11 protein-coding genes and 1 pseudogene are annotated in these 13418 nt (G+C 59.7%); 4 read left to right on the top strand and 8 right to left on the bottom strand.

Annotated features, from left to right (window positions below; all coding sequences use genetic code 11):
* Nucleotides 1-67: 67 nt before the first annotated feature.
* Together ACI5GA_RS04910 and ACI5GA_RS04905 are read left to right on the top strand one after the other, a co-directional pair.
* Nucleotides 68-709, top strand: a complete 642-nt coding sequence (locus tag ACI5GA_RS04910) for a TetR/AcrR family transcriptional regulator (protein WP_404630683.1) — start codon at nucleotides 68-70, stop codon at nucleotides 707-709.
* Between the two features lie 61 nt (nucleotides 710-770).
* A complete protein-coding gene (locus tag ACI5GA_RS04905; RefSeq protein WP_421421980.1) occupies nucleotides 771-1013 on the top strand; it encodes a YdcH family protein in 243 nt (80 codons plus the stop codon).
* A gap of 301 nt (nucleotides 1014-1314) precedes the next feature.
* On the opposite strand, the gene csrA is transcribed toward ACI5GA_RS04905, so the two are convergent.
* The 3 genes from csrA to ACI5GA_RS04890 all read right to left on the bottom strand — a co-directional run bounded on the left by csrA (nucleotide 1315) and on the right by ACI5GA_RS04890 (nucleotide 4019).
* On the bottom strand, nucleotides 1315-1506 hold the full coding sequence (csrA, locus tag ACI5GA_RS04900; protein WP_108238392.1) for a carbon storage regulator CsrA: 192 nt from the start codon (nucleotides 1504-1506) through the stop codon (nucleotides 1315-1317).
* Nucleotides 1507-2035: 529 nt separating this feature from the next.
* The gene (locus ACI5GA_RS04895) at nucleotides 2036-3388 is read right to left on the bottom strand and encodes a GntP family permease (protein ID WP_404630679.1); all 1353 of its coding nucleotides are present in this window, start codon (nucleotides 3386-3388) and stop codon (nucleotides 2036-2038) included.
* A gap of 115 nt (nucleotides 3389-3503) precedes the next feature.
* Entirely contained in the window at nucleotides 3504-4019 is a 516-nt protein-coding gene (locus tag ACI5GA_RS04890) for a gluconokinase (RefSeq protein ID WP_404631704.1), read from the bottom strand.
* A 269-nt stretch (nucleotides 4020-4288) separates the two neighbouring features.
* Between ACI5GA_RS04890 and ACI5GA_RS04885 the strand changes: the two genes are divergently transcribed.
* Nucleotides 4289-5305 carry a LacI family DNA-binding transcriptional regulator gene (locus ACI5GA_RS04885; RefSeq protein ID WP_421421978.1) on the top strand — a complete coding sequence of 339 codons (1017 nt, stop codon included), beginning with the start codon at nucleotides 4289-4291 and terminating at the stop codon, nucleotides 5303-5305.
* Between the two features lie 217 nt (nucleotides 5306-5522).
* Here the strand turns inward: ACI5GA_RS04885 and ACI5GA_RS04880 are convergent, their stop codons facing one another.
* The 3 genes from ACI5GA_RS04880 to ACI5GA_RS04870 form a co-directional block, all read right to left on the bottom strand.
* Nucleotides 5523-6836 carry a sensor histidine kinase gene (locus ACI5GA_RS04880; RefSeq protein WP_404630675.1) on the bottom strand — a complete coding sequence of 438 codons (1314 nt, stop codon included), beginning with the start codon at nucleotides 6834-6836 and terminating at the stop codon, nucleotides 5523-5525.
* Entirely contained in the window at nucleotides 6833-7573 is a 741-nt protein-coding gene (locus ACI5GA_RS04875; RefSeq protein WP_421421977.1) for a response regulator, read from the bottom strand. The genes ACI5GA_RS04880 and ACI5GA_RS04875 overlap by 4 nt, the downstream gene beginning before the upstream one ends.
* A gap of 194 nt (nucleotides 7574-7767) precedes the next feature.
* Nucleotides 7768-8277 carry a nucleoside 2-deoxyribosyltransferase gene (locus ACI5GA_RS04870; protein ID WP_421421975.1) on the bottom strand — a complete coding sequence of 170 codons (510 nt, stop codon included), beginning with the start codon at nucleotides 8275-8277 and terminating at the stop codon, nucleotides 7768-7770.
* A gap of 151 nt (nucleotides 8278-8428) precedes the next feature.
* On the opposite strand from ACI5GA_RS04870, the gene ACI5GA_RS04865 reads away from it, so the two are divergent.
* On the top strand, nucleotides 8429-10087 hold the full coding sequence (locus ACI5GA_RS04865; protein ID WP_421421973.1) for a VRR-NUC domain-containing protein: 1659 nt from the start codon (nucleotides 8429-8431) through the stop codon (nucleotides 10085-10087).
* 67 nt (nucleotides 10088-10154) lie between these two features.
* Here ACI5GA_RS04865 and ACI5GA_RS04860 read toward each other — a convergent pair.
* Nucleotides 10155-12290: pseudogene (locus tag ACI5GA_RS04860) on the bottom strand (DEAD/DEAH box helicase); the annotation flags it as partial.
* 583 nt (nucleotides 12291-12873) lie between these two features.
* A complete protein-coding gene (locus ACI5GA_RS04855) occupies nucleotides 12874-13410 on the bottom strand; it encodes a CsiV family protein (RefSeq protein ID WP_404630667.1) in 537 nt (178 codons plus the stop codon).
* Between the last annotated feature and the right edge of the window lie 8 nt (nucleotides 13411-13418).

Genomic DNA, 13418 nt, shown 5'->3' with positions numbered 1-13418 from the left:
TTGACAGCGCTGTCATGTTTGCCATGCTAGTCAAAATTGACAGCCTTGACAAGAATGAGGTCAACTCATGCCTTACCCGCTCATCAAGTCGATGACGGAATGTGAAATTGAACGTCTGGAGAGCAGGGAAATGGCGGGTGTAAGGCAATTCGACGAAGAGCGGACGCTGGATCTGGCGTTGAACGTGTTCTGGCAAAAAGGCCTCAGCGCGACGTCGATGCAAGATCTGGCCGAAGCCACAGGCGTGTTGCGCGGCTCGCTGTACAACGCGTACCAAGGCAAAGAGCAGCTTTTTCTCAAGGTGTTCGATCGCTATCGGCAGCGCATGACCGGCAACATGGCCGCAGCGCTGGCTGATCCGTCGATCAAAACGGCGTTGGAGGGCTTTTTCGATTTCATCATCACGTCGATGATTGAAGGAACGCCGACCCGTGGCTGTCTGACCACCAAGACCGCAGTGGATGGCATCTCCGAGATAGACACCATCCGTGCAGCCTTGCAGGGCATGCTCGATGACATCGAGTCTTTGTTGCAGGCCCGTTTCGCCCTTGAAGAACAGCATGAAACGCTGAATTTACCTGCGCATGAGGCCTCGCGCCTGGTGTCCACCTTTACCCGTGGTGTGGTGGTGATGGAACGGGTGTATCAGGATGAAGCGCGCCTGCGCAGCACGGCGGCGTCCATGGTCAAGGTATTGATCAAAGCCTGATGCGCTGTCGACAGGTGAGCTAACCTCAGTGTTTCATGAGTTGTCAGAGGAGAGGCGCACCATGCCGGTCAAGCACGATTTGTACGCGGATTTGAGTATCACCAGGGATGAACTGGTCAGGCTGCGTAGCCAGGACGCCAAGCTCAATCAACTGGTCGATCGCTACGACACCCTTGATGCCGACATCGTCAAAGCGGAGGCGGGATCGGCGGGGGATGTCTCCGAGGATCAACTCAAACGACTGAAAGAAAAGCGCCTGCTGGCCAAAGACGAAATTGTCAGGCATCTCCCCAATAGCGTTTGACTTCGCTCCACACCGAGTGACAAAGCGGCGAGTGTTCTACAGCTCACCCGCCGCTTTTTTGTTTCAAGCTTTAACCTTGTCTGATTGTCTGGACTGTGTCTGAAGTGCGAAATAGAGCGCTTTTCCGCGCAGGGCAGAGTTCTGTTCGTGCAGACACGTTAGTTCTCCACGCTAAGAAAAGAATGCTGTAGCAATGGATCCAAAAGTTCAGGCGAAAAAAAACGGCGTCGGGGCGTACGCCGTTTATTTTTGTCTGCCGCCGAAACGGCAGACACGTTTCGAAGAAGATGAACCGGGTGGTTCACTGCTGCTCTTGGTTGTTCGGTGCAATCTCGGCCTGGATGCGTTTGTAAATCTCTTCACGGTGCACCGAAACGTTCTTCGGCGCGTTGATTCCGAGCCGGACCTGCAGGCCCTGAACGCCCAGAATGGTGACGGTGATTTCGTCACCAATGTTTATGCTTTCGCCGACTTTGCGGGTGAGTATCAACATAATCTTTTCCTTGATGGCCTCTTGAAGCGCCTCTACCAGGAGGCTGGCGTTAGCCTTTGGGTGGTGGTAATTGCCGATTGCATCCAAATGCGTCATCCGTAAGACGCCCTTGGCATGATTTTAATTCCCCAGGTTCATCTTCTTGTCATTGGCTTGGGTTCTCCTGAGGCCAGACGGCATGCGAATGTTGCCTGCTTTTGGCAGTAAATCCCCGTATGGATTCGCTATAACGCTGATAGCCAGATCCGGGGCGGCGCCTATTGCACACTCCTTTCGCATTTATTGCAAAGAACTCGTGCCAAGTGGCGATGAAATTTTCATTAGTCAGCCTTGTACGCGATCTCCTAGAGCAGTGTAGGAGAATTCCGCATAGCGTGAAGGCAAAGTAAGAATGAGCGTGTGGAAATCTTTCAAACCCGCAGCACGAGAGGCTTTGAGCTGAACGAGGGCGGTGCTTGGGAGGCAGAAATGACATGCCCACCGCGAGGGTGGGCATGCGTGTTGCGCAGAACGTGTAGCGATCAGCGAATCAGACCACCAGCGACAGCAGCATGATCAGAATGATGCCGACTACGGACAGAATGGTTTCCATCACCGTCCAGGTCTTCAGGGTTTCGGTCACGGTCATGTTGAAGTACTGCTTGACCAGCCAGAAGCCTGCGTCGTTTACATGGGACAGAATCAGAGAACCCGCGCCGGTCGCCAGTACCAGCAGCTCACGGTTCACGCCCGGCACCAGTGCGACCACTGGCGCTACGATACCGGCACCGGTAATGGTGGCGACTGTGGCGGAGCCGGTGGCGATGCGGATCACTGCGGCCACCAGCCAGGCCAGCAGAATCGGCGAGATCTGCGCCTGCACGGCCATGTGACCGATCAGGTTACCCACGCCACTGTCCACCAGCATCTGTTTGAAGCCACCACCCGCACCGACGATCAGAACGATCGCCGCCACCGGCGCCAGGCTTTGATCCAGTAACTTGATGATCTGCTCGCGGCTGAAGCCACGGGCCGAGCCAAACGTGTAGAAGGCCAGCAGCAGCGCGAAGAGCAGGGCGGCGATCGGGTGGCCGATGAAGTCCATCCACAGACGGAAGGTGTGGCCATTCGGAAGAGCGACGTCCGCGAAGGTTTTCAGCAGCATCAGGAAAACCGGCAGCAGGATGGTCAGCAGCGTGATGCCGAAGCTTGGCAGGTTCTCGTTGGTCGATTCCTTGGCAATCTGGTCCATCAGCTCTTTGGATGGATTGCCAGGAATGTGCTTGGCGATCCATTTACCGAAGATCGGACCGGCAATGATCGCCGTAGGAAACGCCACGATCAGACCGTAGAAAATGGTCTTGCCGATGTCAGCATTGAAGATGCCGATGGCCAGCAGCGGGCCCGGGTGCGGTGGCACCAGGCCGTGAACCGCCGACAGACCGGCCAGCAGTGGAATACCGATCTTGACGATGGACACACCGCTGCGACGGGCCACGATGAACACCAGCGGGATCAGCAGCACGAAGCCGATTTCGAAGAACAGCGGGATGCCCACCAGAAACGCCGAAAACATCATGGCCCAGTGCACACGCTCCTTGCCGAAGCGGCGAATCAGGGTCTGGGCGATCTGGTCAGCGCCGCCGGAGTCGGCCATCAATTTGCCGAGCATGGTGCCCAGGCCGAGAATGATGCCGACGAAGCCCAGCACGCCACCGAAGCCGTCCTGGAAGGATTTCATCACTTTATCGACCGGCATCCCGGAGGTCAGCCCGAGAAAACCTGCCGCAATGGTCAATGCAATAAAAGGGTGGACCTTGAACTTGGTGATCAACAGCACAAGGCCAAGGATGGTCACCAGCGCATCTACAAGTAGATACGTGTCTTGAGTCATACCAAACATGGGGTGTCTCTCCGTTGTATTTTGTTTTTTTGGAGCTACTGCTCAGCGCTGTTGTTCACTGCCCTGTGCACACGATAAGACAGCGCTATCTTTGTCGCTCACGCCGGATCGTGGATCAGGAGCCGGTGAGAGCGGTGGCAGATGGGGTTTGCGATGCGTTCCACCATTGCGCCGCTTCGGCACCGATAATTTCGATCGGTTTCGTGGCGTCGACGACCAGTGTGCGGTCTTCGCCGTAAGGCGGCTCCAGCGTGGCGAACTGGCTGTCTACCAGGCTGGCGGGCATGAAATGTCCGGGGCGGTGGGAGCAACGCTCGGTGGCCAGCTCCTTGGTCAGTTCCAGAAACACAAAGCCCAGGCCCGGCACGGCAGCGCGCAGACGCTCGCGGTAAATCAGCTTGAGGGAGGAGCAGGTCAGGACGGGTTTCTCGCCGTTGCGCAGTGCGGCTGCGACTTCTTCGCCCAGGCGGGTCAGCCAGCCGGCTCGGTCTTCGTCGTTGAGGGGGTGGCCTGCGCTCATCTTGTCGATGTTGGCCTTGGGGTGAAAGGCGTCGCCTTCGATGAGGCGGCCGCCGCTGTGTTTGGCGATTTCAGCGCCCACGGCACTTTTGCCGCAGCCGGAAACACCCATGATCACGAGGGCGGAGATAGCGTGTGGAGCAGTAGTCATAAAAACCTCGCCCCGAAGACAGCGCTGTCTTGCCGAGTGGTGTGCAAGCACGGCAAGGCTGTTTCCGGGTGTAGTCATTGTTATGGGTATCTCGCTTGTCCATGAGATGCACCACTCCAATCATCAAGATGATCGAAAAGTTGCGGGCCTCCGTGAGATAGCGCTACCTTAGAGCCCCTCCGAGACAATCGCAACCCCTTCAGCTTTTCCTTCCTTTCAGTTGGCAACGCATGACACGCATTGGTTCCCGCTCCACCGGTCGTCCCACCCTCAACGAAGTTGCGAAACTGGCCGCTGTGTCGCCCATTACGGCCTCTCGGGCACTACGAGGCGTGGCCACGGTGGCGCCCGATCTGGTGGAAAAAGTCCAGGCCGCTGCGCAGAGTCTAGGCTATGTCGCCAACCCTGCTGCCCGGGCGCTGGCTTCGTCCCAAAGCCAGTCGGTGGTGGTGCTGGTGCCGTCGCTGTCCAACCAGTTGTTCATCGAGACCCTCGAAGCGATTCAGAACGTATTGCGCCCGCGCGGGCTGGAAGTGGTGATCGGCAACTACCATTACTCGCCTGTCGAAGAAGAGAACCTGCTGCGCAGCCACTTGGCCAATCGTCCGCGCGGGATTTTGCTGACCGGCTTCGACCGCAGCCAGGCGTCGCAACAGTTGCTGGCCGCCAGCGGTGTGCCCTGTGTGCACATGATGGAACTGGACCCCGGCCGGGCCGAGCCTTGTGTGGGGTTTTCTCAACAGCAGGCGGGGGCGGCAGCCGCGCAGCATCTATTGAATCGCGGGCGTCGGCGGCTGGCGTATGTGTCGGCGCAACTGGACCCGCGAGTGATTCAGCGCGGCGCGGGTTTTCGCAGTGCGCTGGAGGCTGAAGGGCTGTACGACGAAGCGCTGCAAATGGCCACGCCACTGCCGTCGTCCATTGGATTGGGCGGGGAGATGTTCGCCCGTCTGCTGGATGAGCACCCGGACGTGGACGGCATCTTTTTCTGTAATGACGACCTGGCGCAAGGTGCGACGCTGGAAGCGTTGCGTCGCGGGATCAAAATCCCCGAGCAGGTTTCGTTGATCGGCTTCAATGATTTGCCCGGCTCGGCGCACATGGTGCCGCGCCTGACCTCGATCCGCACCCCTCGCGAGCAAGTGGGTCGGCGTGCTGCCCAGTTGCTGCTGGGGTTGCTGGACGGCAATGTGCAGCAAGCGCAGGTGGATCTGGGGTTTGAGCTGGTGGTGCGGGAGAGTACCTGAGAGTCTGTAGTTCCGATGATGGCGAGACGTGTCAGGAAGTTTTCAGCGCCTGACTCACCGCCTTCGCCACCAAGCGGAGCGCCGCCCGGCCGTCGCGCACAGGTTTAGCGTCGGATACGAAATGTGGATTCGGCGTGATCCTTGTGGGAGCCGCCTTGGTGGCGAAGACGATGGGGCAGTGATGGATGAGTTCGCTGACAAACCGCGATGCAGAGAATCAGCCCACCTTCTTCGGCAATTTCAACTCTGCGCACAATCCCCCACCTTCACGGTTGGACAGGGTCAGGGAGCCGCCCAGTGCCATCGCCAGTTGCTGGGAAATTGCCAGGCCCAGTCCCGTGCCTCCGGTGTCGCGATTGCGTGAGCTTTCCACGCGATAGAACGGCTTGAGCACTTCACTCAGCTCGGCTTCGGAAATCCCCGGGCCGCGATCCAGCACCTGAATCGCAAAGCCCTGATCGCCGCGCGCTTGCACTTGAATTTGCGCCGCACCCGCGAATTTCAGTGCGTTGTCCGTGAGGTTCACCAGCACCCGGCGCAAGGCGTGGGGACGGGTGTCGATCACTGCGCCATTCTTGCCGCACAGCTCGACTGACTTGTTCATGTCCTGATAGTCGAACACCAGGCTGTCGAGGAATGAATCCAGATGCACCCGTTTCGGCGCTTCGGTAGAGGTGTCCATGCTGCGCGCATAGGCCACGCCTTCCTGCACCAGATGCTGCATTTCGCTCAAATCGCTCCACAGTTTCTCTTTCTCGATGCCCTCATCCATGAACTCGGCGCGCAGTTTCATGCGCGTGATCGGCGTTTGCAGATCATGGGAAATCGCTGCCAGCAGTTGCATGCGCTCCTTCACGTAATTGGCGATGCGCTGCTGCATGGTGTTGAACGCAACGGCAGCGTAGGCCACTTCGGTAGGGCCGCTTTCATCGAGGCGGATGCCATCGCCATTGGGGTCCAGCCTATCGACGGCCTCGGACAGACGGGTCAGCGGACGAATTGCGGTTCTCACCGCCAGCCAGGTGCACGTCACCAGCAGCACCAGTTGCCCGATCAGCAGCAGCGGCAGCCAGGGCGACAGCGGGGTGATGGCGGGGCGCACGTCAATGGTCAGCGGATTACCGTCGCGCAGGGTCAAGTGCGCCTGATAGTGGGGGCGTGCATCGGCGATGTCGTTGAACGACAGTTGATAGTCGCGGCCCAGGGTAGCTTCCATCGAGCGCACCGAGATCGGCGCCTTGCTCATGTCCATCGGCGTTCCGGGCTGGCCGGTGCCGAGCATATAGCGGTAATTGGGGTGTTCGAAGCGCGGCAGCCACGCCTCGCGCTCGTCAGCGGGCAAGCGTTCGAGCACCGCCACTGTGGTCGTGAGGTCCTGCTCCAGATTCCCGAGCATCAGGGTCATCGCGCTTTGGTAGCGTTCGTAAAATTGCAGGCCGAACGACATGCCGTGGGCCAGTACCAGACTGATCAGGAAAATCAGCGACAGGCGTGAGGCCAGGGTGCGGGGCCAGCCGAAGCCGAGTTTCATACGGTGTCCCCGAGAATTTCCACCGGGTAGGTGAACACATAGCCTTCACTGCGCACGGTCTTGATGTAGGCCGGATCGCGGGCGTCGTCCAGCAGGCGTTGGCGCAGACGGCTGACCAGCAGGTCGATGGAGCGGTCGAATAGATCGGCGTCACGGCCTTGAGTCAGATTGAGCAGTTGATCGCGGCTTAACACCCGTTGCGGATGATCGAGAAAGGTGCGCAGCAGCCGGTATTCAGCGCCGCTCAGGGCCACCACCGTCCCTTCAGCGTCCAGCAGATGGCGCGCCGTGGTGTCCAGGCGCCATTTGCCGAACGCCAGCAAACGCCCGGCTTCGCTGACGATCAGGTTCGGCGGCAGCATGCGTGTGCGGCGCAGGACGGCGTTGATGCGGGCCAGCAGTTCGCGGGCGGCGAAGGGTTTGACCAGGTAATCGTCAGCGCCCATTTCCAGGCCGATGATGCGGTCTGTTTCGTCGCTGCGCGCAGTGAGCATCAGCACCGGGGTGGTCTTGTGTTTGCCGGTACGCAGTTCGCGGCACAACACCAGGCCGTCGTCACCGGGCATCATGATGTCCAGCACGATCAGATCCACAGGGGTCGATTCGAGAAAGGAGCGCATCTGCCTGCCGTCGGCCACCACCGTGGTGCGCAGGCCGTTTTTCTTCAGGTAGTTGCCCACCAGTTCCCGGATCTCGCGATCGTCATCGACAATCAGAATGTGGTCGACGTGCTCCATGGTTCCCGCTCCCCCTCATCATTGATGTGTGGCGCATCTTAACCAGCCGCGAACGGCTTGCCTTCCACGCTTTGTATTGCACTGTATCTGGCACCGCGACACATACATGGCGATGCAAAAAACAGATGTTCCCGTGCGAATGTAGCGTCCGGTGGCGGGCGCCCGCTATGACACTTAGGGGTTACATGAGAGGTTCAGCCAGACGTGCAGAGATGACGCGCCAATGCTTCGATGGCGGTTTCAGCGGTTGTGTGGCGTCCTGTCCAGGTACAGGCGAGCATCAGGTTTCTGGGCAACTGGAAGTCTTCGACCAGAAAGCCCTGAGCGTCGAAGCCTGCCGCGTCGTGTTCGACCTGTTCGCGCAACGATCCGCTGTCCTCGAAATACGCCCAGACCGGCTTGCCCAGCGCCACGGCCATGCCGACTTCGAAGGCGGTCCCGGAATCCGGCTCGACGCCACGAAAGGGGTTGAGATTGGCCAGTACCGCATCGCAGCGGCGGATCATGGCGATGTTGGCGTTGCAGATCAGCGCGGCTGTTTCTTGCGGGGGCAGGTCAGGGGCGACCTCATTGTCGAAGGGATACAGCCCTTCAAGACCGTGGGCGTCGCACAGTGCCTTGAGGTAACGCCCCTGTTCGACGGCGTCTGCGCGAAAGACTTCGAATCCGGCGAGGTAGACCTGTGGTTTGCGAGAACGCGGCATTGGGATGTCCTGTTTGGGAGATGACGACATTCTAGCGACAACCCCAAGTGCCATTGATCAGGCAGACGCTTGTGCGCCGTAAAATGGGGCTGAAATCTGTACGGATAACCAGTATTCTGCCGACCTTCCCATTACATCGACCTGAGCCGCCGTGAGCACCTCGCCCCTCGACAATCCCTTTTATTACCTGGAGAACTTTCATCGGGTCTTGAACTGGATCGCCTGCCGTTACGACGATTTGCTCGACGATCAGGAGCAGCGTTTCATCGCGGATTTCAGCCGCCTCCCGCAGGCCGCTCAAGCGTTATTGGTGCGCATGATCATGCGCAAAGGCACGTTGTTTCGCGCCAGCAAGCTGGAGTATGCCGAGATCGGTGATGCCCGGATCGCCGTCGAGTCGCTGCTTGAGCAGGGATGGGTCGACCGTGAGCCGTATCTCGATCTGCAAACGCTGTTCGCGTTGCTGCGCAAAGAAGAACTGGCTCACTGTTTCAAGGCCCACGGCATCAAGAGCGCCGAAAAAAAGGCCGATCTGCTGGCGCGTCTGTCGCCGCACTACGACGCGCCTCAACGCCTGACGCAGTGGTTCGAAGGCTTTGACGACACGATTTTTTCGCTGGGCATCATGCCGCTGTGCGATCGCCTGCGGTTGCTGTATTTCGGCAATTTGTATCAGGAGTGGTCCGAGTTCGTGCTGGCGGACCTGGGCATCTACCGCTACGAGAAGGTCGAGTTTTCCCTCGAATCGCGGGGTATCTATCAGCGAGCGGATATCGACGTTTGCCTTGAGCTGCACCAGTGCCGACAGACGCTGGATGAGGGGGGCATGCTCACTGAGCTGGCGACCCGGGCGCTGGCGATCCGGACGGATAATCCGTGGTTGTCCATGCGTCGCGCGAAACTGCTGTATCAAATCGGTTACCGGGCCGAGCGCGACCAGGACGCGGTACTGGCGCTGGCGGTTTATGAGCAATGCAGTTACCCCGGCGCGAGGGTGCGCAGGATCCGGATCTGGGAGCGTTGCGCGCAGTATTCCGAAGCTATGGCCTTGTTGCAGCAGGCTCAGGCTGCCCCGGAAAACGATGAGGAAGCCCAGCACCTGTTGCGCATCCAGCCTCGATTGCTGAAAAAACTGGGGCACGGTGGCGTGCGCAAGCGCGTCACACGGGCGGTGACCCGGCTGGACGTGAGCGTGCTGCCATCGGCAGATCACAGCGTCGAGCAATTGATCCAGTCGCACCTGTCCGAAGAGGGCAGTGAGGTGCATTACGTTGAAAATACGTTGATCAACTCGCTGTTCGGCTTGCTTTGCTGGCCTGCTGTGTTCGCGCCACTGCCCGGGGCGTTCTTTCATCCGTTCCAAACCGCGCCGAGCGACCTGTACAGTCCGGACTTCTACCCACGTCGCGCCGCATTGTTCGAGGCGTGTCTGGCACAACTGGAGGACGGGGGTTACCTGTCGACGATCCGGCAGTGCTACGTGGACAAGTTCGGCCTGCAATCGCCGTTCGTGTTCTGGGGCGCGCTGACGCCAGACCTGCTGGAGCAGGCGTTGCACTGTTTTCCGGCGCAACATCTCCTACGCTGGTTCCGCCGTCTGCTGCACGACATCAAAGCCAATCGCACCGGCATGCCTGATCTGATCCAGTTCTATCCCGAGCAGCGTCGTTACCGGATGATCGAGGTCAAGGGGCCGGGGGACCGTTTGCAGGACAACCAGTTGCGCTGGCTGGACTTCTGCGCCGAGCATGAAATGCCGGTGGTGGTGTGTTATGTGCAGTGGGCGGAGGATGCGATTTTGGCGGAGTGACCGAACAGGCCGAACACAAACCTCTGTAGCAGTGCAGCCGCGCTGCTACAGGGTATGGGGGCACGGCTCAGCGCTTGCCCTTCTTCGGCGGCGCTGGCAGCGGAGCGAACAGCGCTTCGATGTCTTCGTCCTGCAGCTTCCAGTCCCCCGCCTTGCGCCCGTCCAGCACCCCCGACGCCAGTGCCGACTTTTCATCCTGCAAGTGCTGGATTTTCTCTTCCACTGTGCCACGGGCGATCATCTTGTAGACGAACACCGGTTTTTCCTGGCCGATGCGATAGGCGCGGTCGGTGGCCTGGTTTTCGGCCGCAGGGTTCCACCACGGGTCGTAGTGGATCACGGTGTCGGCCGCCGTGAGGTTGAGGCCCGTGCCGCCCGCCTTGAGGCTGATCAGGAAGATCGAGCGTTTGCCGCTCTGGAACTCCTGCACCGGGGTACGCCGGTCCCGCGTCTGCCCGGTGAGCAGCGCGTATTCGATGCCACGCTGCGCCAGTTCTATCTCAATCAACTCCAGCATCGATGTGAACTGCGAGAACAACAGGATCTTGCGGTTCTCTGCCAACAGTTCCTCGACCATGTCCATCAGGCTTTCCAGCTTGGCCGAGCTTGAATGTTTGCCCGAGGCCGGGGCGCTCTTGACCAGGCGCAGGTCGCAGCACACCTGCCGCAGCTTGAGCAGGGCTTCGAGGATGATGATCTGGCTGCGCGCCACGCCCCTCGTGGTGATTTCATCGCGGACTTTCTTGTCCATCGCCAGACGCATGGTTTCGTAGACGTCCCGTTGGGCGTCGTTGAGTTCGACCCAGTGCACGATTTCGGTCTTGGGTGGCAACTCGGTGGCGACCTGTTCTTTGGTACGCCTCAGCAGAAACGGTTTGATCCGCGCGTTCAGGTGCTGCAAGCGAGTCTCGTCGCCCAGCCGCTCGATGGGGGTGCGATAGTTGCTGCCGAATTGCTTGGCGTCGCCCAGCCAGCCGGGCATCAGGAAGTGGAACAGTGACCACAGTTCGCCCAGGTGGTTTTCCAGCGGCGTACCACTCAGGCACAGGCGCTGGCGTGCGTTCAACTGGCGCGCGGCCTGGGCCGCCTTGCTGCTCGGGTTCTTGATGTACTGCGCTTCATCCAGCACCAGCACATGGAACACCTGCTTGCTGAGCGTTTCCACGTCACGGGGCAGCAACGCGTAGGTGGTCAGAATCAGGTCGTAGTCGGTCAGGTGCTTGAAGTCCGTGTGTCGATTGGCGCCATACAGGGCCAGCACCTTGAGCTGTGGCGTGAAATGTTTCGCCTCATCCGCCCAATTGGGAATCAGGCTGGTGGGCATGACCGCCAGCGCCGGGGACGTCAGGCGACCGGCCTGCTTTTCTTTCAACAAATGAGCGAGGGTCTGCAGGGTTTTGCCCAGCCCCATGTCATCGGCCAGCACGCCGCCGACTTCCAGCTCGCGCAGCGCCTGCATCCAGCTCAACCCTTCGAGCTGATAGGGGCGCAGCTTGGCGTTCAGGCCTTTGGGCACCGTGACGGTGGTGTTCTTGATGTTCACCAGCCGCTCGGCGAACTGACGCAAACGGTCGCCGCCCTGCCACACCAGTGGCAAGTCATCCAGGTGGGTGAGGCGCCCGGCATCGGCGGTTTTTACCCGAATGGAGTAGTTACCGTCCTCGCGCCAGTAGAAGTCGCCCAACGTCGCCAGTACAGGCCGCAGGCGTCCGTAGGGCAGGGCGACCTGAATCGGGCCGCCGCCACGCTGGGTGAAGTGATTGAGCTGCACCAGCAACTGTTCGTCATCGTGGCGCTTGGCGATGCCTTCAAGGCTCATCAATTCCGGGTGCGTGCGCAGCAGGTTGACCAGAATCGGCAGCAGGCTCAGGCGCTCGCCATTGACGATGATGCCCAGTTCCAGATCGAACCAGTCGCGCTCCGGCTGTTCGTCGACCACCGCGTACCAGTCGTCAACCGGCGTCACGTCGAACCCGAAGTCGGCGTTCATCTCGATTTCCCAGCCTTGGTCCCTCAGCTTGGGCAGTTCGTCGAGCATGAAGCTCAGCCAGGCCTTGTCGTTGGGCAGTTCGAACATTTCACCGGCACTGTCGGGCAGCGCCTTGCTTTGACGCGTGGCGATGCGAAAGCCCAGTTCCTGCAGTTGTTTGCGAAACTGCGCCTCGATGTCCAGGTGGCGGCGCAGGCGCAGGGTTTCTTCCTTCAGGTGCCAGAGCAAATCGCTGGGACGGCCTGGCGCCGGAATGCCGGAGGCATACAGCTCGCGATAACGGAAGGCCAGTGCAGCACGGTGCTGGATATGCCGCTGCATTTTGCCATTGCGTGGCTCGTAGGCGCTGAATTCGAAGCTGGCCAATGTCAGGCGAGGCTTGGGTTTGATTTTTTTCTCGATGCGTTCGCGAGGCTTGGGTTTGACCACTTCAACCTGTACGGGAGGAGGAAGCCCTTGGTTGACGGCGGCCAGAATGCCTTCCTTGTTCTCCGGATGATCCAGATAGAACAGCGCCGCCGCACAGTGCTTGCAGTTGTTTCTGACCGGGCAGGTGCAAATGCCGACGATGAAGTTGCGCGTGCGATCAGGGTCCTTGAACTGCAACGTCTGGGTATAAACCTCATCGCCTGAGCCTCGGCATGAGGTGCGGACCAGATCGGGGGCCAGTTGTACGACGCGAATGCGATGTTCGCGGGCATAGATATACCCGCGCTGTACGCTTTGTTCCTTGAACAACGGTTCCCATGGCAGGGAGAGGGCTTTTTCCAGTAGCGATGACACGTCTTGCCCTTCGTTAACGCGGTGCTTGAAGCGGAGAGACCTTGATCAACATCGCAAGGCTTCCGTTATCCATGTAAGTCAATTCGCCATTTCTGACCCGTGTGGCCTGTCGCATGCGCTCGCTGGTTACCAGCACGCCGTGATCGTCCAGTTGATTGACCCAGAAATTGGCGTCGATGTCGGTAAAGCGCGCCAGACCCAGGCTCACGGTGCCTTCGATGGGGAAGTGGCCGAATTGCTTCTGGCCGCTGCTGATTGCGACTTTGCTCGGGGTGGGGCTGAGGTCCTGCTGCCAAGCCCGGTGCAACAACACTTTGTAGCCTTCGCTGGACTCCAGCTTGCTGACCAGAGTATCCAGCGTCGTCGACGTCTGGTTGTCTGCCCCCAGCGTCTGCGCACCCGCGGCCCAGTCTTCGGGGGCGGCCTGATTGGTGGCGGCCGGTTCGCCGTTCTGGCGGAACAGGATCAATTCCACCGAATACGTGCCATCGGCAAACGCTGCAGGCGCAATCAGCACCAGCAGCAGGGTGAGCGAGCGAAACACACGCATGGAGGATC

Source organism: Pseudomonas sp. Pseu.R1, from assembly GCF_045764065.1.
GTDB lineage: Bacteria > Pseudomonadota > Gammaproteobacteria > Pseudomonadales > Pseudomonadaceae > Aquipseudomonas.
This window is presented reverse-complemented; position numbering and strand designations above follow the sequence as displayed.

Bases quoted from the DNA above. Each gene is read 5' to 3' on its own strand.
- ACI5GA_RS04880 (WP_404630675.1), bottom strand. From the start codon at position 6,836: ATGAAACTCGGCTTCGGCTGGCCCCGCACCCTGGCCTCACGCCTGTCG.
- ACI5GA_RS04895 (WP_404630679.1), bottom strand. From the start codon at position 3,388: ATGTTTGGTATGACTCAAGACACGTATCTACTTGTAGATGCGCTGGTG.
- ACI5GA_RS04870 (WP_421421975.1), bottom strand. From the start codon at position 8,277: ATGCCGCGTTCTCGCAAACCACAGGTCTACCTCGCCGGATTCGAAGTC.
- ACI5GA_RS04890 (WP_404631704.1), bottom strand. From the start codon at position 4,019: ATGGGTGTTTCCGGCTGCGGCAAAAGTGCCGTGGGCGCTGAAATCGCC.
- ACI5GA_RS04905 (WP_421421980.1), top strand. From the start codon at position 771: ATGCCGGTCAAGCACGATTTGTACGCGGATTTGAGTATCACCAGGGAT.
- ACI5GA_RS04910 (WP_404630683.1), top strand. From the start codon at position 68: ATGCCTTACCCGCTCATCAAGTCGATGACGGAATGTGAAATTGAACGT.
- ACI5GA_RS04885 (WP_421421978.1), top strand. From the start codon at position 4,289: ATGACACGCATTGGTTCCCGCTCCACCGGTCGTCCCACCCTCAACGAA.
- ACI5GA_RS04875 (WP_421421977.1), bottom strand. From the start codon at position 7,573: ATGGAGCACGTCGACCACATTCTGATTGTCGATGACGATCGCGAGATC.
- ACI5GA_RS04855 (WP_404630667.1), bottom strand. From the start codon at position 13,410: ATGCGTGTGTTTCGCTCGCTCACCCTGCTGCTGGTGCTGATTGCGCCT.
- csrA (WP_108238392.1), bottom strand. From the start codon at position 1,506: ATGTTGATACTCACCCGCAAAGTCGGCGAAAGCATAAACATTGGTGAC.